The organism is Tsukamurella sp. PLM1 (assembly GCF_023168325.1).
In the GTDB taxonomy this organism is placed as follows: Bacteria; Actinomycetota; Actinomycetes; order Mycobacteriales; family Mycobacteriaceae; genus Tsukamurella.
This window is the reverse complement of the sequence record NZ_AP025688.1, coordinates 1,265,641-1,284,116: the sequence shown is the minus strand read 5'-3', so window position 1 is coordinate 1,284,116 and position 18,476 is coordinate 1,265,641. Positions and strand designations below refer to the sequence as shown.

22 protein-coding genes and 1 tRNA gene are annotated in these 18,476 nt (G+C 68.0%); 10 read left to right on the top strand and 13 right to left on the bottom strand.

Going from position 1 to position 18,476, the window contains the following annotated elements; translation table 11 throughout:
* Positions 1–4: 4 nt before the first annotated feature.
* From MTP03_RS06760 to MTP03_RS06745, 4 genes are all read right to left on the bottom strand, one after another.
* The gene (locus MTP03_RS06760; protein WP_248491307.1) at positions 5–1,171 is read right to left on the bottom strand and encodes a hypothetical protein; all 1,167 of its coding nucleotides are present in this window, start codon (positions 1,169–1,171) and stop codon (positions 5–7) included.
* Positions 1,171–1,833, bottom strand: a complete 663-nt coding sequence (locus MTP03_RS06755) for a serine/threonine-protein kinase (RefSeq protein WP_248491306.1) — start codon at positions 1,831–1,833, stop codon at positions 1,171–1,173. Before MTP03_RS06755 ends, MTP03_RS06760 begins: the two co-directional genes overlap by 1 nt.
* 66 nt (positions 1,834–1,899) lie before the next feature.
* Complete coding sequence (locus tag MTP03_RS06750; RefSeq protein WP_248491304.1) at positions 1,900–2,598, bottom strand: Fic family protein; 699 nt, start codon at positions 2,596–2,598, stop codon at positions 1,900–1,902.
* 188 nt (positions 2,599–2,786) lie between these two features.
* Entirely contained in the window at positions 2,787–4,250 is a 1,464-nt protein-coding gene (locus MTP03_RS06745) for a serine/threonine-protein kinase (RefSeq protein ID WP_248491303.1), read from the bottom strand.
* Positions 4,251–4,735: 485 nt separating this feature from the next.
* On the opposite strand from MTP03_RS06745, the gene MTP03_RS06740 reads away from it, so the two are divergent.
* From MTP03_RS06740 to MTP03_RS06715, 6 genes are all read left to right on the top strand, one after another.
* The gene (locus tag MTP03_RS06740; RefSeq protein ID WP_248491301.1) at positions 4,736–5,791 is read left to right on the top strand and encodes an MspA family porin; all 1,056 of its coding nucleotides are present in this window, start codon (positions 4,736–4,738) and stop codon (positions 5,789–5,791) included.
* The gene (locus tag MTP03_RS06735; protein WP_248491300.1) at positions 5,784–6,005 is read left to right on the top strand and encodes a hypothetical protein; all 222 of its coding nucleotides are present in this window, start codon (positions 5,784–5,786) and stop codon (positions 6,003–6,005) included. The genes MTP03_RS06740 and MTP03_RS06735 overlap by 8 nt, the downstream gene beginning before the upstream one ends.
* 106 nt (positions 6,006–6,111) lie before the next feature.
* A complete protein-coding gene (locus MTP03_RS06730) occupies positions 6,112–6,465 on the top strand; it encodes a hypothetical protein (protein WP_248491299.1) in 354 nt (117 codons plus the stop codon).
* A 294-nt stretch (positions 6,466–6,759) separates the two neighbouring features.
* Positions 6,760–8,121, top strand: a complete 1,362-nt coding sequence (locus MTP03_RS06725) for a cytochrome b/b6 domain-containing protein (protein WP_248491297.1) — start codon at positions 6,760–6,762, stop codon at positions 8,119–8,121.
* A 262-nt stretch (positions 8,122–8,383) separates the two neighbouring features.
* Complete coding sequence (locus tag MTP03_RS06720; protein WP_248491295.1) at positions 8,384–8,695, top strand: hypothetical protein; 312 nt, start codon at positions 8,384–8,386, stop codon at positions 8,693–8,695.
* Entirely contained in the window at positions 8,692–9,228 is a 537-nt protein-coding gene (locus MTP03_RS06715) for a hypothetical protein (protein ID WP_248491294.1), read from the top strand. Before MTP03_RS06720 ends, MTP03_RS06715 begins: the two co-directional genes overlap by 4 nt.
* Before the next feature lie 162 nt (positions 9,229–9,390).
* Here the strand turns inward: MTP03_RS06715 and MTP03_RS06710 are convergent, their stop codons facing one another.
* From MTP03_RS06710 to MTP03_RS06690, 5 genes are all read right to left on the bottom strand, one after another.
* Positions 9,391–9,672, bottom strand: a complete 282-nt coding sequence (locus MTP03_RS06710; RefSeq protein WP_248491292.1) for a cyclic-phosphate processing receiver domain-containing protein — start codon at positions 9,670–9,672, stop codon at positions 9,391–9,393.
* Positions 9,669–9,983 carry a hypothetical protein gene (locus MTP03_RS06705; RefSeq protein ID WP_248491291.1) on the bottom strand — a complete coding sequence of 105 codons (315 nt, stop codon included), beginning with the start codon at positions 9,981–9,983 and terminating at the stop codon, positions 9,669–9,671. Before MTP03_RS06705 ends, MTP03_RS06710 begins: the two co-directional genes overlap by 4 nt.
* 184 nt (positions 9,984–10,167) lie before the next feature.
* Positions 10,168–10,240: transfer RNA gene (locus MTP03_RS06700), tRNA-Lys, on the bottom strand.
* Positions 10,241–10,359: 119 nt separating this feature from the next.
* Complete coding sequence (locus MTP03_RS06695) at positions 10,360–11,529, bottom strand: acyl-CoA dehydrogenase family protein (protein WP_248491290.1); 1,170 nt, start codon at positions 11,527–11,529, stop codon at positions 10,360–10,362.
* Positions 11,526–11,741: a hypothetical protein gene (locus MTP03_RS06690; protein WP_248491289.1), complete on the bottom strand. Its 216-nt coding sequence runs from the start codon at positions 11,739–11,741 to the stop codon at positions 11,526–11,528. The genes MTP03_RS06695 and MTP03_RS06690 overlap by 4 nt, the downstream gene beginning before the upstream one ends.
* Positions 11,742–11,919: 178 nt before the next feature.
* Between MTP03_RS06690 and MTP03_RS06685 the strand changes: the two genes are divergently transcribed.
* Positions 11,920–13,062 carry an Ig-like domain-containing protein gene (locus MTP03_RS06685; RefSeq protein ID WP_248491288.1) on the top strand — a complete coding sequence of 381 codons (1,143 nt, stop codon included), beginning with the start codon at positions 11,920–11,922 and terminating at the stop codon, positions 13,060–13,062.
* On the opposite strand, the gene MTP03_RS23475 is transcribed toward MTP03_RS06685, so the two are convergent.
* On the bottom strand, positions 13,000–13,317 hold the full coding sequence (locus MTP03_RS23475) for a hypothetical protein (protein WP_371820909.1): 318 nt from the start codon (positions 13,315–13,317) through the stop codon (positions 13,000–13,002). The genes MTP03_RS06685 and MTP03_RS23475 overlap by 63 nt on opposite strands.
* Positions 13,308–14,333 (bottom strand): NAD(P)/FAD-dependent oxidoreductase, encoded by a 1,026-nt coding sequence (locus MTP03_RS06680; RefSeq protein ID WP_371820908.1) that lies wholly within the window; start codon positions 14,331–14,333, stop codon positions 13,308–13,310. Before MTP03_RS06680 ends, MTP03_RS23475 begins: the two co-directional genes overlap by 10 nt.
* A gap of 124 nt (positions 14,334–14,457) precedes the next feature.
* Here MTP03_RS06680 and MTP03_RS06675 point away from each other — a divergent pair, with 124 nt between their 5' ends.
* Positions 14,458–15,318: a LysR family transcriptional regulator gene (locus tag MTP03_RS06675; protein WP_248491285.1), complete on the top strand. Its 861-nt coding sequence runs from the start codon at positions 14,458–14,460 to the stop codon at positions 15,316–15,318.
* 18 nt (positions 15,319–15,336) lie between these two features.
* Here the strand turns inward: MTP03_RS06675 and MTP03_RS06670 are convergent, their stop codons facing one another.
* Positions 15,337–15,732, bottom strand: coding sequence for a hypothetical protein (locus MTP03_RS06670; protein ID WP_248491283.1), 396 nt, complete (start codon positions 15,730–15,732; stop codon positions 15,337–15,339).
* A gap of 18 nt (positions 15,733–15,750) precedes the next feature.
* On the opposite strand from MTP03_RS06670, the gene bcp reads away from it, so the two are divergent.
* Both bcp and MTP03_RS06660 read left to right on the top strand, forming a co-directional pair.
* Positions 15,751–16,224 carry a thioredoxin-dependent thiol peroxidase gene (bcp, locus tag MTP03_RS06665; protein WP_248491281.1) on the top strand — a complete coding sequence of 158 codons (474 nt, stop codon included), beginning with the start codon at positions 15,751–15,753 and terminating at the stop codon, positions 16,222–16,224.
* Positions 16,225–16,235: 11 nt separating this feature from the next.
* Positions 16,236–17,381, top strand: coding sequence for an acyl-CoA dehydrogenase family protein (locus MTP03_RS06660; RefSeq protein WP_248491274.1), 1,146 nt, complete (start codon positions 16,236–16,238; stop codon positions 17,379–17,381).
* A 33-nt stretch (positions 17,382–17,414) separates the two neighbouring features.
* Here MTP03_RS06660 and MTP03_RS06655 read toward each other — a convergent pair whose 3' ends face one another.
* A complete protein-coding gene (locus MTP03_RS06655) occupies positions 17,415–18,452 on the bottom strand; it encodes an Lrp/AsnC family transcriptional regulator (protein ID WP_248491273.1) in 1,038 nt (345 codons plus the stop codon).
* Positions 18,453–18,476: the final 24 nt, after the last annotated feature.

The window sequence follows — 18,476 nt, the reverse complement described above, 5'->3', positions numbered from 1 at the left end:
CCAGCTAAGCATGAGCGTCGTCGCCGGGGCCAGCGAGTACCGCGATCAGCGGCGGGGGTGAGAGTCTGGGGAGAACGCTGCTGGCGTGGGCAGGTGAGGTGGTTGCTCCCCAGACTCGCCGCCAGAATACCTTCGTTCGGCTAAAATTAGAAGATTCAACGTTCGGTGAGCGCAATGTCCGGTCGGGCGCCGCGGCCCGGAGGTACGCCCGGTGCCTGCTCGGAGGAAACCCCGCTGTGCTGCTGAGCTGCACGCGTTGCCGCATGTAGCGACATTCGAAACACGATCCCAGGACCTGCGCAATAGAGCCAACAACGGCGACGCAGCGTGCGAACTCCCGTGTGCCCAAGGCGCTATCCCCAGGCGTAGGTGCCAGTTGGGCCGATCTTGCAAATCGCGGTACCTTCGCCGTTCGTCCCGCCGCAGGCGCTTGAGCACCTGGGCTCGAGCAGGCCGTTCCGATTCGCACCGGAGGTCGGAGCTCGGCGGTTTTGCTGATCCACACGCCGTCAAGGCCGCTGCAATACATCGTTCCGTCCGCCGAGTCTTGCTGAATCCCCGGGTTGCAGTTCGCCCCCGCGACTTCCGACTGGGCGACTGCAGGAGGGTTAGTAGTAGGCACCACTCGCAACGTCGTCGTCACGATCGGCTCCGTCGTCGTCGTAGACACCGTGGTGGTTGTCGTCGGCGGCGTCATGCTCACAGTCACGACCGGTGCCGGCGGCACCGTCGTCGTTGAGCTGGTTACCGCAGCGGGTGCCTCTCCCCAACCTGACCGGGTGACGTACACACCGAGCACCGACGCCGCGACCGCCAGCACCGCGACGACAGCCGCCAGGATCGGCACGGTGCGCGACTTCCGCGCTAGGGCAGCGGGTTCCGCCGCAGCTCGCAACTGCGTCGCCTCGGCGTCCGGTTCAGTGGCCCGGAGTTCCGTCACCGCATCCGGTGCGAGCTCCCGCTTCGGCACCGCTGGCACCACGATCACGCGCGTGTCACTGAGCTGATTCTCGAGCGCGGCCCGCAGCGCATCGACGAACTCCGCGCACGACTGGTACCGGTCGTTCGGGCTCTTCGCCAGCACCTTCATGAACACCGCGTCGAGCTCGGCCGGTAGCTCCGGCGCGACCTCGCTCACCTGGGGCGGGGTCTGCGTCAGGTGGGCGTTCATCAGGGCGGTGATCGACTTGCCCGAGTACGGGGCCGGCTCGTGAGCAGGTGGAACGCGGTGCAGCCCAGCGAGTAGATGTCCGCGCGGTTGTCGAGGTCCTCCTCGATCGCCTCCGGCGAGATGTACTGCATCGTCCCGACGGTGATCCCGGTACTGGTGAGCGACGTCGCCTCTCCTGCCGCCTTGGCGATGCCGAAGTCCGCGAGCTTCACCGCCTCGAGCTCGCCGCCGTCGACGCCGAGCAGGATGTTGGCGGGCTTCACATCCCGGTGCGTGATCCGCTGCTTGCGCCACGCGTAGTCTAACGCCGCACCGGCCCCGGTGATCAGCTCAAGCGCGAGAGTCGGATCGAGCGCGCCGTGCGTCTTCACGAGCTCGCCAGCATCGGTGCCGTCGACGTACTCCATTGTGATCCACAACCGGTCCTCGAACTGGCCACGGTCGTGCAGCGTGACAATGTTCTGGTGCGACAGCTGAGCCAGCAGGTCCGCCTCTCGCTGGAACCGGAGCTTGAAGTCGTCGTTACGCGAGACCCCTGCGTCCAGGAGCTTGAGCGCGTCCTGACGCGGGAGGCGAGGGTGCTGAACCAGGAACACCTGCCCCATCCCGCCCGCGCCGAGTTGACGGACAACGCGATACCCGGCGATCTCTGAGATGCTCACCGTCCGATTCTGGCAGGCGACGCGTGTAGGGGAACCGGAGGGTTGGCAGGCCACAAGGTGTTTCGGCTAGGGAATCGGTGGCGGACGCCAGTCGGTAGCCCGCTCAGCGTCAGAGCGCCGTGATTCCCTGCTCGCGCAGCATTGCCTCAACCGGCTCGTTCTCGCCGTCGACGTAGGCGCGAGCGAGGCGGTCGCTGAACTCCTCGCGACATCGGGGTCTGTCGCGTCGACGGGGATGGTCAATACCATCCTTTCGCCAGAGCCGAGCAGCACCGCGTTGGCCGAGAAGAGGGCTGTGCGCTTGTTGCCGTCCCCGAAGGGCTGCGCCTTCGCCAGCGTGACGAACAGCGCGATCGCCTGTTCGCGAACGCCGGCCCGGCCGAGAGCGGCGTCGATCACGGCCTGCAGCGTGGCGTGAGTCTGGGCAGGCGGCTCGTGCCGGCCGTAGACCGTGTCAACACCGATGCCCGCGTCGGCGCGGCGGAACCTGCCGGGCTCGATCGACCCGCTTCGAGTGAGAGTGGCGTTGAGACCGCGGACGAAGTCGACGTCCACGCGGGCACCCAGGTTGTCGATCACGTACTGGGCGGCGTCACGCAGATCCTCGAGGAGGTTGAGGTCGTGCCGGGAGGTGACGCCGTCGAGGTTGCCCGAGCGGAGGAAGTTCTCCGTGTCGAGCCGGCCGGTGGACAGCCCGTCGAAGACCTTGCCCGAGGAGTACACCACGCCGGCCAGGTCTCCTACGGTGAGGTTCTCGTTGCCCATGGCGTTTCAGCGTAGTCGGCGGGGCGGCGGCGCAGGCTTCGGCGCACGGACAGAGCGTGGGGGCACGGCGGTCCATGCTCGTCTCACTGAGCTGATCGGTCGAGGCTTGCAAACTGTCCTCGAAACTGGGGCATCTCCCGAACTACCTTGCGTCGTGGGCGACATAGGCCCCGTCAGCCGACTAGTAACTACCAGACCCAGATCAATGCGCCTGCGCCGCGCACGGTGCACACCGCGATGCCGTCGGTGCTGGTCACCTTCACTCTGGCTCCTTGTGGCGAGCATCGAGTTCCGACCTGCGCCGGTGAAATGAATCGCCACCATGTGCTGGTCCTGGAGTAGCACAACAGGGTTCCGTCCTGAGACCTGTCATTCCATTGTGCTTGCGTGCAAGAACCGCCTTCGTACTCTTGAACAACCGCCTGAGTCGTCGGCGTCGTATAGGTCGTCACCGGCACCACTGTCGTCGGCACCGCGGTCGCGGTCGTCGTCGACGGTGTTACCCTCACCGTGACCGTCGGAACCGGCGGCACAGTCGTCATGGAGCTCGTCACCGCCGCCGCCGGCGGCTCCCCCTCACCCGACCGGCTGACGTAGACGCCAAGCCCCGTCGCCGCAACCGCCAGCACAGCGACGACAGCAGCCAGGATCGGCACCACCCTCGACTTGCGTAGCGGGGCAGCAGGTTCCGCCGCAGGTCGCAACTGCGTCGCCTCGGCCTCGGTCTGCCCCGTCGCGGGGCGCAACTCGGTCACCGCGTCCGGCGCGATCTCCCGCTTCGGCACCGCCGGCACCACGATCGCGCGCGTGTCGCCGAGCTGATCCTCCAGCGCGGCGCGCAGCGCATCGACGAACTCCGCGCAGCTCTGGTACCGGTCACCCGGGCTCTTCGCCAGAACCTTCGCGAACACCGCATCCAGCTCGGACGGCAGCTGTGGCGCCACCTCGCCCACCGACGGCGCATCCTGCGTCAGGTGGGCGTTCATCAACGCGGTGATCGACTTGCCCGTGAACGGTGGCTGCCCGGTGAGCAGATGGAACGCAGTGCAACCCAGCGAGTAGATATCCGCGCAGTTGTCGAGGTCCTCGCCCTCGATCGCCTCGGGGCTGATGTACTGCATCGTCCCGACGGTGATGCCCGTCGATGTCAGCGAGGTGGCCTCGCCTGCGGCCTTGGCGATGCCGAAGTCCGCGAGCTTCACCACCTCGAGCTCGGCGCCGTCCACGCCGAGCAAGATGTTCGCGGGCTTGACGTCCCGGTGCGTGATCCGCTGCTTGCGCCACGCATAGTCCAGGGCAGCCCCGGCCCCGGTAACCAGTTCCAGCGCGAGGGTCGGGTCAAGCGCCCCGTGCGCCTTCACCAGCTCGGCCGCATCCGTGCCGTCGACGTACTCCATCGTGATCCACAACCGGTCCTCGAACTGGCCACGGTCGTACAGCGTGACGATGTTCTGGTGCGACAGCTGCGCCAGCAGGTCCGCTTCACGCAGGAACCGCGACTTGAAGTCATCGTTGCGCGAGACGCCGGCATCCAAAAGCTTCAGCGCGTCCTGACGCGGCAGCCGCGGGTGCTGAACTAGGAACACCTGCCCCATGCCGCCAGCACCCAGCTGACGGACGACGCGGTACCCGGCGATCTCGGTGATGCTCACCGTCCGATTCTGGCAGGCGACGCGTGGCGGCGCCGGAGGGTTGGCAGGTCAGAAGGTGTTTCGGCTAGGGAATCGGTGGCGGGCGCCAGCCGATAGCTTCTCACTGAGTTGATCGGTCGAGGCTTGCCAACTATCCGCGCAACCGAGTCAAGCTCCAGTGGCGCATGACCTGCCGCGCGGACTAGGTGTGGCGCGACCGGCACACCCATGGCACAGATCACATTCACAACGCGCGCGAGTTGCAACACCCCCTCCGCCTGCGGATATGCGATTCCACAGTGGTCGTTAGCCTGACTGCCTACATTGCGATTCAATAACGATACTGGTGTAAACCCTCGACTGCTGCTTCAGTGTTACCCAAGTTGCGTATGTGACTGAAGTAAATCTGAGCTACAAGGGGGCGGCATGGCGGACACGCAGGTGAACCGAGAGAAACGGCGCGGAATCTTGAATCGCAGCAGCGTGACCGGTTACGGCGCGCGGACATGCGCAAAGTCGGCGCGGTCGTGGTAGCCGCCGGGGTCACGTTGGCCGGTGGTGTGGTCGCAGCCGATCCGGTGGCGCCGGATCCGATGCCGAAGATGGGCGCGGTCCGGACGGGCGTGTTCGCGGACAAGGCCCGAGCGCAGGAAGACGCCGACGGGTTCATCGTCCGGGCGGAGTTGTTCGGGATGAACGCCCGCAGCCTGGTTCCGCTGGGTGGATCACCGCAGTCGTATCAGGCGGCGTTGTCGATGGCCGGGCGGGCGGTGATCGAGGTCAAGGATCCGAAGAAGCCGCCGAAGGTGAAGGTCCGCAGCGCCACGATCACCGTCGGCACAACTCTGGCGTGCGGGGCGTCGCCGCAGCAGATCCAGCTGGGCGGCACCCTTTCGCAGGCCGGGAACTACTCGCTGACCCCCTCGTTGTCATCTCAACAAGGGGTGACCGCCGGCGGTCAGGGCGGCTCGAACGGCGGACAGGGCAACGGATCAGTGAACGCCTCCGTCACCGAAGGCATCTCCGGCACCGGCGGCGGCACCACCACCGTTTCGGGGACGATCCAGGGGACCATCGCCGCGGGCGGATCGAAAGAGCAGGCCCTGGCCAAGAAGTCGTTGACCGGCAAGTCCGGGTACGTCGTGGTCCGGGAGACGATGGTGCGGATGGACGCCTGCTGGGCCGCGCAGATCGTGATGTGGGCGGTCGCGACACTGTCCACCGATCACGGCGACATCTCCACCACCGCGTACGGGACACCGCTGTCCCTGCGCCGGGATGCGAACGATCCGCCGGTGAACCCGCCCAAGGTCCGCGCCGATCCGAACCCGCCCGCGTTGGCGGCGACCCCGAACACCGCCGTCGCCGCACGCACAAGCGAGCAGGTCAAGCCCGCACCCGCCGCGAAACCCGCGCCGAATGCGAAGCCGGACCCTGCCTCGGCGGCGAAGCCCGCGGCCTCGAGCGCGAAGCCAGCACCCGCTGCGAAGGCGTCTCCGGCACCGGCCGGCAAGCCGGCACCGGCGAAGCCCTCGGCCGCCCCGGCAGGTCCCCGTGGCTGAGCCCGAGCGCGGCGAAGCCGTGAAGGCCGCCGTGGGAGTGATCGCCGGCGCAGTCATCATCGTCTGCTGCGCGTTCACGCTCCCCCGCCTACCCAGGGCGGTCGAAGCGATCGGGGCCTGGCCGGTCTGGGGCGGCTTCTTCGTCATCACGGTGGTGGCGGGGTGGCTGTTCTGGTCGAACGTCCAGAAGTTCTACGAGTTGGTGCAGAAGTGACGGAGCCGATCCCCGGCGGCGGGGGCGAGCTCGCTTCGCGCTGCGGCGCGCGTTCGACGAGGCGGGTAACCCCAGCCTCGCCGCCGTCGCGCACGCAGCAGCGGGTGTGTCGAAGCAGCGACTCTCGGACTGGCGGTCTGGAAGGCACGTACCGGCCCGATTCGAGGACCTCGAACCCGTCATCGCCTACCTGCGCATCACGGCGGGCGGCATCACCACAGCGGAGGGAAGTGACATGGAAGCAGGTGTGACCGACTGGACACCCGAGCGGTGGCACGAGGCCTGGCGGCGATCGGTGGATGTCCCCGCCGCCGCGCACAGCGCAGGTGACGTCCCGGCGGCAGAGCTCGCAAGTGAGGTCGATCGCAAGCCCATCGCCGTCGCCGTGGTGAGCGTCATCGTCGTCCTCGTCGCCGCACTGGCGGTCATGGCCTTCCTGCTCAGCTGGGCCACGATGTGACACCGCAGCATCGCGACACGCCGACCACTCAACCGGCGACACGCCGTCCGGACCGTCCGGACCGGACACTCCGGACACCACCGAACCTGCCCCGCAAACATCACAGTTCGGCAACGAAAAACGGCGCTGCCAGCAGAGATAGGCGTCCGGACCCGTCCGGACCCGTCCGGTGGTTGAGGCCGGACGAGAAACCGTGCTCTGGTGAATGCATCCCCAGCCGATCCCGAACCCAGCCGCGGGTAGGCGGTCGACCGGGTTGATTCCACCTTCTTCCTTCTTCAGAAACGAGGACTCATGCCGTCCCCATCCGACGAGACCGGACAGCACGAACCGGCTCCCGACACGGCGCAGATCCCCGTCGCCCGTGACGACACCCCACCCGCAGGAAAGCCCGCGCACGCCGCCCGCAGCGGTCGCGGCATCACCCGCGCCGGCTGGTGGGCGATCACCGTCGGCGCCGCCGCGCTGCTGATCCTCGGGTTCCTGCTGACCTTTGGGCCGGCGCGGTACTGGACCCCGGTCCCGGTCGTGTTCCTCGGCTACTTCCTCATCTCCGGCCTCATTGGGCTCGTCTTCTGGAAAGGCGTCCGAGAACTCCAGGACAGCGACCCGAACCTGCGCACCGACGACCCCGCCCCGACCGGGCAGCGCGTCGCCGCAGCGATCAGCGCCGTCGGGATCGCCTCCGCGCTGATCCTGCTCCCCGTCGGCCTGTCCGATGCGCCGGCCAATGCGGCGCCGTGCCCCGACGGCAGTCAGACCTGCGGTCCGCAGCCCACCCAGGATCCCGGCCCCACCCAGGGCAACGGCGGCAACACCACCGCCCCGCAAGCCCCGAACACCACGGTGCCGCCGGACACGAACACCGGACTGATGCCGCCCCCGGCGCAGGGCAACGGCAGCGGGTTCCAGGGCACCGCCCGGCCGATGCCGACCCCCGACCAGACCGACCCCAACGCCTGCATCCTCAACTGCGGCCCCACCCAGCAGCCCCAGGCCCCGCAGGCACCGCAGACCGGGCAGGCCAACCCGCCGCAGACCGCGGAGAACCCGGTCGCCACCGCCCCGAACACCGTCGCCACCACCCCGCAGGCACCGAAGACCACCACGCCCCAGCTGCGGACCCCGACACCCGAAACCACCACCTCGACGACCTCAAGCAAGGCCCGCGACCGCGACGAGAACCGCACCCGCAGCAGCGACGAGGACCGCGACAAGAACTCCGGCATCCCCTACCAGGCAGCGGAGCTGGCGAGTGTGATCGGGACATACCGACGGAAGAAGACGACGGACACGGCTGTTCGCAGTGGACAGGTGGTGTCGGAGAACGCGACACGGGCGCTGTATACGAACGCCACCAGAGTCAGCAAACCCGTGCAGTTGCCTGGCCCTGGCGGCGGCGGGCGAATCCCGGACCCAAACCCGGGCAACAACGACCCCGGAAACTCGATCCGCCTCCCGGGCCACCTCGCGGCACCCCGGGACCCGGAAACGACGGCGGTGGTGACGCACCGATCCACCTCATGGACGGCGAAGCGATCGGCGTGGCATCGAACCAAGGAAATGTCGCTGGTCAGCTGGTCTGGGATCAGGCGACAGGCTCAATTTACTTCCGAGACATGTCTCCGAACGGATTGGCCATCGCCAGCCTGGTGACGGCAACTGTTAACGGCAAGCCGCGGTCAGTCATTAGTACGGTAGTCGCGGGGCAAACCGTGGGGGTGCTCCCGGACTTAAGCCGGGCGACGCCGTATCCATTCGCCAGCACACAGCCAATCTGAACGGAACAACATTCCAGCTCCCTGGGCAGGTTGTTCCGATGCGAACCCCAATACAGGGTGAAACTGATGGAGGTCCGGGCCAATGGAGATACGTTGGTCCCTCCGGCAGGCCATCCGCTGACTATTACGAGGAGTCTGTGACGTTCGTTCAGCGCGGATGGGTATATCACGCGGGCGGCAAGAACTTCGACGGCTTCGCAAACGGCGCACTGCTAGAAGCGAAGGACGGATATACGTCGGTGATCGAGGGCGGGCAGTTCAAGCCCTACATCACATCCACGCCGAGCGATATAGTCGCCGAGGCAAGAATAGCCGGAAAGCTCGGCTATCCGCTGCACGTGTATACTTCGACAGCAGAAGGTCGCGATGCATTTTCTCATGCTTTGAACGGTGTCACCGGAGTAGCAAAGCAAGTGATTTTTGCCCCGAAGGGAAGGGTTACGTTTTGAGCAACGACGCGCTTTTCAGGAATCTTCGATTCTGGTGGCCTAGACGTGAGCTATCACGCGGGGATACAGCAGACTTAGTCAATCAATTTCTTGCCACTGTCGCAGGAACAGGCACCATCCCGGATCGTTGGTTTTTCGGCGCGGAGACGCGAGCAAAGGCGACATCCCGGATTGCCTTCGAGCTTCAAGATCCCGAGGTTCGGGTGAACGACGAGGATGTGGCACTCGGCGTCAGCGAGTACGATCTGGCGTACGAAATTCGTCTCTGGTCGCCCGGAGGTGGCGACCTTAAGGGCGATTGGGGCATGAGTCTGCAAATCGACCGCGTAGAGAACGCGCTTGGGCCGGACGATCTGCTCGATGTGACGTTCTCGCCGCCGCGCAGTGCGTCTCGAGACCTGGTCGGTGTCGGCGCCAATGTCCTGCACGCAACCAAAGTGGACGGAGTGGTGTTCGATCCGGACTGGAGGGAGAAGGTCGTGCCGAACGTGCCAGCGCCCGAGCCCGAGATCGCAACCCTGTACACACGGTAGATCGAGCGACGAAAGCCCCGTTTCCTCGTTGAGGCGACGGGCTTTCGTCGTTGCTTCAACGGCCCCACCCGCTGCCGCTCACCGAAGCAGGCGACGCAGTGACTGGGCGATCCCTTATCGCAGCGGTACAGGTGAACGAGCTGCACGTCGCCGGAACCCTAGTCACCGCGTCACCCCGGGTCCGTACCGCTCGACCATGCCGGTGAGCCACTCCACACCGACCGGGTTCGCGGAGTGCACGCGCACGACCGCCGGCCACCGATCCTGCTCGGCCAACCACAGCACGATCGGCCGGCTCGTGTCCTCACCGCCGAGGTCGTGGTCCAGGCTCAGCTCATCGACCTGGGCGCCGGACTGCAGGATCTCCAACGCCTCGGCGCTGGTGCGCGCGACGGTCCAGGTGGCCTCAGGCGGGTCGCGCAGGTCGTCGACGAACAGCTTCACGCCTCGTCCCCGTCCCGCATGTGCTTACGGGCGGTGCGAAGGATCCTGATGTCGCGCATCGCCTCCGGGGTCGACTCGGCACGTGGCCGAATCCGGATGTCCCCTGCCGTCTCCCGCGCCCGCAGCTGCTCCTGGTCGTCGGCCGGCAGCGTCGCAACGTACTCGGCGGCGAACGTCACGCTGCCCGGCGCCGGGTCGAAGAAGCCCGGCGTCGGCGTCGGGTGCACGTCCGGGCAATCGGCCATGCAACAGCCGCAGCGGGTGTAGCAGGCGAGCGACTGGTCCTCGGGCTCCTCGCCGGCGGTAGACAAGTTTAGGCAGTGCCCGTCGGGCGAGTCGGCATGGTCGCGACGGTCGCAGTCGCAGAGGTCAGGCATCCGGTGATAGTGGCACGCGGGGCCGGCGGACGGCTATGGGATTTCAGGGTCCGACTTCGCGCCCTCCGACGCAGGAAACGAAAGAGGCCCGTGGGCCCCGCCTCTTCTATACTTACTGTGCGCCATCAGGGACTCGAACCCCGAACCCGCTGATTAAGAGTCAGCTGCTCTGCCAATTGAGCTAATGGCGCGCGCTTCGCCAGCCGTACCGCTCGCTTGCGTGCTGAAGTACTCTAGCAAGACGATACCGGAAACATGAAATCGCCTGTTCAGACCCGGTTTCTGAGCCCGAAACAGCCGGGCGGGCGGGTCAGCGGAACGCGTCTTGCCCGGTCAGCTTCTGTCCCAGGATCAGGGTGTGCATCTCCACGGTGCCCTCGTAGGTCAGCACGCTCTCCAGATTGTTCGCATGCCGGATCACGGGGTACTCGAGCGAGATGCCGTTGGCGCCCAGGATGGTGCGCGCGGTGCGGCAGATGTCGATCGCCTCGCGCACGTTGTTGAGCTTGCCGATCGAGACCTGTTCGGGCCGAAGCGAACCCGCGTCCTTCATACGCCCCAGATGCACCGCGAGCAGCACGCCCTTGACGTACTCCACCGTCATGTCCGCCAGCTTCTGCTGGGTCAGCTGGAACCCGCCGATCGGCCGGCCGAACTGCTCCCGCTCGGTCGCGTACCGCTGCGCGCACTCGATCGCCGTCCGCGCGGCTCCCATTGCGCCCCAGACGATGCCGTATCGCGCCTCGCTCAGGCAGGACAGCGGCCCGCGCAGGCCACGCACCTCGGGGAAGGCCGCGGAGCCGGGGACGCGCACACCGTCGAGCACGAGTTCGGAGGTCACCGACGCGCGCAACGACAGCTTGTGGTGAATCGTGTTCGCCGTGAAGCCGGCGGTGTCGGTGGGCACGGCGAAGCCGCGGATCCCCTCGTCGGTCTGCGCCCAGATCACGGCGACACCGGCGAGGGATCCGTTGGTGATCCACATCTTCCGGCCGTCGAGGATCCAGTCGTCGCCGTCCCGCCGCGCCCGGGTGCGCATCGCGGCGGGGTCGGAGCCGTGGTCGGGCTCGGTGAGGCCGAAGCAGCCGATGATCTCGCCCGCGGCCATGCCGGGCAGCCAGCGCTGCTTCTCCTCCTCGCTCGCCCACCGCCAGATCGCGTACATGGCCAGCGAGCCCTGCACCGAGACCATGGACCGCAGCCCCGAGTCGCACGCCTCCAGCTCCAGGCAGGCGAGTCCGTACTCCGTGGCGCTGGTGCCGGCGCAGCCGTACCCCTGCAGGTGCATTCCCAGCAGGCCCAAGTCCCCCAGCTTGCGCATGAGCCCGCGCGGGTCGTCCGGCTCGCCCTGCTCGAACCAGCGGGCCACGTGCGGTTCGACCTCGGCGGCGCACAGGGCGCGCACCGACGCGGCGATCTGCAGCTCCTGGTCGCTGAAGAGACCGGTCAGGCCGGCCAACTCGTCGGGATGAGTGGTCATTCGTCGCCGTCCTCGTCGTTGCCCGCGCCGAAGCCGAACGCCATCGCGAGGGCGATGCCGAGCGCCAGCCCCACCCCGATGCCCAGCCCCGCGTTTCCGAGCGAGGCCCCGACCGCGGCACCGATGACCACGCCGAGGGCGATGCCCAGCGCGAGCTTGTTGTACCCCTTATCGCCCCACGGGCCCTGCGGCCGGTCACCGTCGTCGCTCACATCCGCACCGTACCGTTTCCCGACCCACCGCGACCCCCGTTAGAATCGGGCGCAATCGGTCGTCGCCGACTCCCTCGATGAACCTCTGGAGCAGAACCATGCGCATCCGCCCCACCGGACCCCGTCGTGCCCTGACCGCGGTCGTCGCCGCAGCCACCGCGATGGTGCTGGTGGCGGGGTGCACCGCCGCCGCGAACGATGCGCTGCCGCTGCCGGACGCAGGCCAGAAGATCACGGACTCGACCCCTTCTTCGACCTGCTGCGCCCGCAGATCACCTCCAGCGTCCAGAACGGCGCGGTCAACGTGCAGCCCGGCGTGCCGGTGAAGGTCTCCGTCGCGGGCGGCACGCTCGCCAAGGTGGTCATGACGAACCCGGACGGCAAGGAGGTCTCGGGCAAGCTCTCGGACGACGGCAAGTCCTGGAGCAATACCGAGCCGCTGGGCTACAACAAGCAGTACAAGCTGCGCGCGGAGGCGAACGGCGTGGGCGGCGTGAACGTGGCGAACTCCACCTTCAGCACCGAGTCGCCCGCGAACCTCACCCAGGCCTACTTCACCACGGCCGACAACTCGACGGTGGGCGTCGGGCAGACAGTGGGCGTGAAGTTCGACGAGCGCATCACCGACCGCGTCGCGGCCGAACGCGCCATCACGGTGTCCACCTCCCCGCAGGTCGAGGGCGCCTTCTACTGGATCAGCCCGTCCGAGGTGCGCTGGCGCCCGGAGAGCTACTTCAAGCCGGGCACCAAGGTCAGCGTGGACGTGAAGATCTACGGCGTGGACCTCGGCGGCGGCACCTTCGGCCAGAAGGACGCCTCCACCCGGTTCACCGTGGGCGACGAGGTGATCACCACCGTGTCCGACAAGGACAAGATCGTCCGAGTCACGAAGAACGGCAAGCTCATCAAGACCATGCCCACGTCGATGGGCGGCCCCGGCAACGAGACCCCGAACGGCGTGTACCTCATCGGCGATCATCGCCAGAACATGATCATGGACTCGTCCACCTACGGCGTGCCGGTGAACTCCCCCAACGGGTACCGCACCCTGGTCGACTACGCGGTCCAGATGTCCTACAGCGGCATCTACCTGCACAGCGCCCCGTGGTCGGTGAACCAGCAGGGCTCCACCAACGTGAGCCACGGCTGCCTCAACGTGAGCACCGAGAACGCGCTGTGGTTCCTGCAGAACACCAAGCGCGGCGACATCGTGAAGGTCACCGACACCCAGGGCCCCACCCTCGAGGGGGTCGACGGGCTAGGCGACTGGAACATCCCGTGGAGCGTCTGGCGCGCCGGCAACGCCAAGTCCGCCGGGTAGCGCCTCCCTCGCCTCCGCGGGCCCGACGGTGACCGTCGGCGCACCGTCGGGCAGCCCGACGGTGGCGGCGAACCCGGGCCGGGCCGTGCCGGCGAAGGCGCGCAGCCAGTCCCGGAGCACCGCGGCGCGATGGCCCATGCCCGCCAGGTAGTACAGGTGCACGGCCAGCCAGCCCGCCCAGGCGACGATGCCGGTGAGGCCCGGCAGGCCGAGCGGCGGCTGGACCACCGCGTGCGGGGTGTCGATCATCGCCATGCTGCCCTTGTCCAGGTAGCGGAAGTGCGTGCCGGGGCCTTCTTCCCGCGGATCACGTCGGCGGCGTGGCGCCCCTGCTGCATGGCGACGGGGCTCTGCCCGGGCAGGCCGTTCAGGTTCGTCATGTCACCGAGGGCGAAGACGTCCGCGCGGCCGCCGACCGTGAGGTCGCGATTGATGAGGAGGCGGCCGTTGCGGTCGGTCTCGCAGCCCGTGGCCTCGGCGATCACCCCGGCCAGCGGGGTCGCCTTGACGCCCGCCGACCAGACGACGGTGCCCGCCGGGATCTCGCGCTCGGCGCCGGCGGCGTCCTTCACGGTGACCACGCCGTCCTCGATCGCGGTGACGACAGTGCCGGTGTGCACGACGACGCCGGCCTTCTCCAGCGCGGCACGGGTGTAGCCCGAGAGGGTGCCGCCGTAGAAGGGCAGCACATCGTCGGCGCCCTCGACCAGGTGGATGCGGATCGCGGCGTCGTCGTGGAACCGGCGGGCGAGCTCGGCGACCTGCCCGGCCACCTCGACGCCGGTGGCGCCGGCGCCGACCACCACGACGGTGCGCGCGGGGCTCTCCGCCGGCGCGGCGAACGCGGCGCGCAGGCGCTCGCGCAGGTTCTCGGCGTCCTCGAGGGTCTTCAGGGCGAAGGTGCGGCTCTCCCACTCGTCGTGGCCGAAGTACGCCTGCGCGGCACCGGCGGCGACGACGAGGTAGGTGTAGCCGATCCGCTCGATGCCGTCCTCGGTGGCGTAGGTGACGATCTTGCGCGCGGCGTCGACCTCGGTGACGTAGCCCGTGACCACGTCGACGGTGCGCTTGCGGCGGAGCACCTGCGCGATGGGCGGGGCGATGCGCGCGCCGGCGGTGACGCCGGTGGCCACCTGGTACAGCAGGGGCTGGAAGAGGTGGGTGCCGTTCGCCGAGATGAGGGTGGTCTCGATGCCCGACTTCGCGAGCTGCTTCGCGGCGGCGAGGCCGCCGAATCCCGAGCCGATCACCACGACGTGGGTGCTGCGCATGATCTTCTCCTCCTGTGAGACGTCGTTGTCTATCACCAGATTGGTGCATGGAGGATTCGCATTCAACGTGGTAGATCGCCTACCTGCTGATCTTATCGATCTGTTCTGTTCATATAATGATGGAATGGAGTTCCGGCAGCTCGAGTACCTGGTGGCCGTCGCCGATCACGGCGGCTTCTCCCGCGCGGCGCGGCAGTGCTTCGTCTCCCAGTCCGCGGTGAGCCACCAGATCGCCACGCTGGAGAAGGAGCTGGGCGCGGAACTCTTCGAGCGCACGGGGCGTCGCGTCCGGCTCACCGAGGCCGGCGAGATCCTGCTCCCCCGCGCCCGCGACCTGCTCCGGCTGCGGGACGAGGCGGCCGACGCCGTTCGCCCCCGTCCCGACCGGATCCGGCTCGCCGCCAACATGTCCTTCGCCCGCGCCGCGCTGGCGGCGATCGAGACGGTGCGCGACCGGCACGCGGGTGCGGAGATCGACTTCCTCATCAAGCCGTTCGCCCAGCGGATCGCCGCCGTGAAGTCGGGCGAGGCCGACCTGGCTCTGATCCGCGGCCGGCTCGACGAGCCCGGTCTCTACCTCGAACCGCTCTGGGTGGACAACCCGCTCATCGCGTTCTCGACGCGCCACCCTCGCGACGCTCGGGAGGGCACCGTCGGCCGAGGAACTGGCGCCCTTCCCCTGCTGCTCCCACCCGCCCACGAGCAGGTGCTGCTGCACCGCCTCGCGGAACGGGTGTTCGCCGCGAACGGGCTCGAGGTGCGGCTGGGACCCGAGATCCGCGAGGACCACCCCGTCGCGTTCGAGCTGGTCAACCACCCCGACGGCTGGACGCTGCTGTACGAGGACCCGCGCCAGCCCGGCATCGCCAGCCGGCCCGCGCCGGGGTTCACCCTGCCCGTCTCCGCGGTGCTGCGCACCGACGCCGTGCCGAACGCCCTGGTCGCCGAGCTGCTGGTGGGACTGTCGAACGGGTATCGGCGGTGAGCCGGGCTCTGTAGCGGCTCAGTCGCGGTGCAGCAGCCTGCGCCCCAGCGCGCCGACGGCGTCGGCCGGTCCGGCGATCGCCTTCTCCGCGACCGAGAGCACCGCGTTCGGCGCGCTGAGAAGCGCGTTGACCTTCGTGATGGCGGCGTCGGTGCGCGCCACCGTCGTGGCGATCGCCGACATCAGCCGCTCGAACTCGTCGAGGTCGCGGTTCATCCGGACGAGAGTCGCATCGAAGTCGGTCATCGTCCGGTCCATGTTCTCCATGGTCGTGCCCAGACCGTCGAGCATCGCCGTCGCCTGATCGATCGTGACGTCCGCGTTGAGCGCAGCGCTCGCCAGGTTGCGGATCCGCGCGCGACCCCGGCCGCCGGCCGCGCCGGTCGCTCCGGAGTTGTCGTCCAGTGAGGCCATGCCCGATACGGTAGCCGCATGACGAATTCTGCGCGGCTGGAGCCGGGAGTTAATGCACCTTCTTTCACTTTGCCGGATCAGGACGGCAACGACGTTTCGCTGTCCGACTACCGTGGCCAGCGGGTCGTCCTGTACTTCTACCCCGCCGCGATGACGCCGGGGTGCACCAAGCAGGCCTGCGATTTCCGGGACAACCTCGCCGATTTCGCCGCCGCCGGCCTCACCGTGCTGGGCGTCTCCCCCGATAAGCCGGAGAAGCTGAAGAAGTTCCAAGAGCGCGACGCGATCCCGTTCCCGTTGCTGTCGGACCCGGATAAGCGGGTGCTTACCGCGTACGGCGCGTTCGGTGAGAAGATGATGTACGGCAAAACCGTGACGGGCGTGATCAGGTCGACGTTCGTCGTGGACGGTGACGGGAAGATCGAGGTGGCGCAGTACAACGTGCGCGCCACGGGCCACGTCGCCAAGTTGCGCCGTGACCTGAAGCTCTGAGAGGACCCGTTTTGGAACGCACCGTCTACACCGACGACCACCTGCAGTTCGGCTCCGCCGTTCGCGACTACCTGCAGAAGCAGGTGCTGCCGAACGCCGAGCAGTACATCGACGACAAGCTCATCGCCCGCGACGTGTGGCGGGGCCTCGGCGAGCAGGGCGTGCTCGGCCTCGAGATCCCGGAGTCGTACGGCGGCGGCGAGGCGGGCGACTACCGCTTCAACGCCATCGCCCAGGAGGAGCTCGCCGCCGTCTCGATGGCGTTCGCCAGCTCGGTGGGCATCGACTTCGACATCACCACCCCGTACATCGTGCGCCTGGGCACCGACGAGGCGAAGCAGCAGTGGCTGCCCGCGATCGCGTCCGGCGAGGCCGTGGCCGCGATCGGGATGACCGAGCCGTCCGCCGGGTCCGATCTGGCGGCCATCAAGTCGACCGCGGTGCGCAGCGGCGACGACTGGATCCTCAACGGCTCCAAGACCTTCATCACCAACGGCTACACCTGCGATGTGGCGGTGATCGCCGCGAAGACCAACCCCGAGGCCAAGGCGCGCGGCATCTCGCTGTTCGCCGTCGACTGCTCGCTGCCCGGCTTCGAGCGCGGCCGCAAGCTCGACAAGGTGGGCCAGCCCGAGGCCGACACCGCCGAGTTGTTCTACTCCGACCTGCGGGTCCCGTCGAGCGCCCTCATCGGCGAAGTGGACCGCGGTTTCTACCACATGATGGAGAAGCTGCCGCAGGAGCGGATCGGCTCCGCCGTGGGCAACGTCGCGCACGCCAAGCAGATCCTCGCCGAGACCCTCGAGTACGCGCGCGAGCGCAAGGCGTTCGGCCAGTCCATCGGCTCGTTCCAGCACAACAAGTTCCTGCTGGCCGACCTGGTGACCCAGATCGAGATGGTGCAGGCGTACGTCGATCAGGCCGTCGCCGCGCACGCCGAGGGCAAGCTCACCGCCGTGGACGCCGCCAAGGTCAAGTACGTCTCGGCCGAGATCCAGAACAAGGTGCTCGACTCGTGCGTGCAACTGCACGGCGGGTACGGCTACATGCGCGAGTACCGCGCCGCCCGGGCGTGGATGGACGCCCGCGTCACCCGCATCTGGGCCGGCTCGTCCGAGATCATGAAGGAGATCATCGGTCGGGATCTGGCGCTCTGACTGGTAGGCCGATCCGGGCGGTCCGCGCGGCGGTCAGGTGGACCAGATGTCCATCGGAACCGCCCGCACCGCCCGGCCCGACGCGTCGAGCTCCCGGCCCACCCGCTTGATCGACCGCAGCACCACCGAGCGGTCGAGGACCGTCAGCCCGGGCGCGTGCTCTGCCAGGGCGGTCTCGATCGCCGGGACCTCCTGAATCGAGTGTGCCGATATTGCGAGCAGGGTGTCGGCGCGACCACCGACGATGCGCCACAACACCCGGAGCCCGGGCACGTGGCGCAGCAGCGCGCCGACGGTCACGGAGTCGTCGCCGTCGATCGTTCCCCACACCCACACGATCAACGGCCACCCGGACGCCGCCAGCGACATGTCGCAGCGCAGGATCACACGTTCGTCGGCGATGAGTTCGACGAGCCGGCGCCGCGCGGTGCTCTCACTGATGCCGCAGCGCCGCGCGAGCGCACCCACAGGCATCCGGCCGTCCTCTCCCAGCAACAGGATCAGCTTGCGGTCGATCTGGTCGTACGCGCGGACGCTCGCCCGCGGCCGGTCCGGCTTCCGACGATGCCGGTTCATCGTGGCGATCTGCTGCCGGTCCAGCGTCCGGAGCCGCCACTGGTCCCCCATCGTGACGACCTGGATGACGACGTGGCTGCGCGTCCCCAGGACACCGGGGATGCGCGCGAGGTCGCCGAGCAGGAAGTCCGACAGCGCCGCCATGTCGCGCATGTTCGCGAGCATCGTCAACGAACGCGGCCCACTCGTGTGCTCGATGTTGAACACGTGGGGGAACTCGGCGACCCGTCGCGCGATCGCCAGGGCCGACGGGGCGTCACAGGTCACCTCGATCACGGCGAGACAGGACTCAGCGCCACCGTGACCGGCGGCGCGGCCCGTGATCCAGGCCGTACCGTCTCCGCTCAGCCGCAGCCACCGACGGGACGCCGTCGCCGGGTCCACCCCCACGACCTCGCCCACCAGCGACCAGGGCGCGCGCGGATCGATCTGCAAACAGTTGACAATGGCAAGATCGATCTCGTCCACAACGGTTTCGCGCAGAGAATCGGACATCTTCATTGTAATCCTGCGAAATGG

Excerpts from the sequence above, each read along its gene's own strand:
- bcp (WP_248491281.1), top strand. The coding sequence starts at position 15,751 with ATGACGAATTCTGCGCGGCTGGAGCCGGGAGTTAATGCACCTTCTTTC.
- MTP03_RS06760 (WP_248491307.1), bottom strand. The coding sequence starts at position 1,171 with ATGAACGCCCACCTGACGCAGACCCCGCCCCAGGTGAGCGAGGTCGCG.
- MTP03_RS06740 (WP_248491301.1), top strand. The coding sequence starts at position 4,736 with ATGCGCAAAGTCGGCGCGGTCGTGGTAGCCGCCGGGGTCACGTTGGCC.
- MTP03_RS06655 (WP_248491273.1), bottom strand. The coding sequence starts at position 18,452 with ATGTCCGATTCTCTGCGCGAAACCGTTGTGGACGAGATCGATCTTGCC.
- MTP03_RS06725 (WP_248491297.1), top strand. The coding sequence starts at position 6,760 with ATGCCGTCCCCATCCGACGAGACCGGACAGCACGAACCGGCTCCCGAC.
- MTP03_RS23475 (WP_371820909.1), bottom strand. The coding sequence starts at position 13,317 with ATGGCGATGATCGACACCCCGCACGCGGTGGTCCAGCCGCCGCTCGGC.
- MTP03_RS06680 (WP_371820908.1), bottom strand. The coding sequence starts at position 14,333 with ATGCGCAGCACCCACGTCGTGGTGATCGGCTCGGGATTCGGCGGCCTC.
- MTP03_RS06695 (WP_248491290.1), bottom strand. The coding sequence starts at position 11,529 with ATGACCACTCATCCCGACGAGTTGGCCGGCCTGACCGGTCTCTTCAGC.
- MTP03_RS06750 (WP_248491304.1), bottom strand. The coding sequence starts at position 2,598 with ATGGGCAACGAGAACCTCACCGTAGGAGACCTGGCCGGCGTGGTGTAC.
- MTP03_RS06670 (WP_248491283.1), bottom strand. The coding sequence starts at position 15,732 with ATGGCCTCACTGGACGACAACTCCGGAGCGACCGGCGCGGCCGGCGGC.
- MTP03_RS06675 (WP_248491285.1), top strand. The coding sequence starts at position 14,458 with ATGGAGTTCCGGCAGCTCGAGTACCTGGTGGCCGTCGCCGATCACGGC.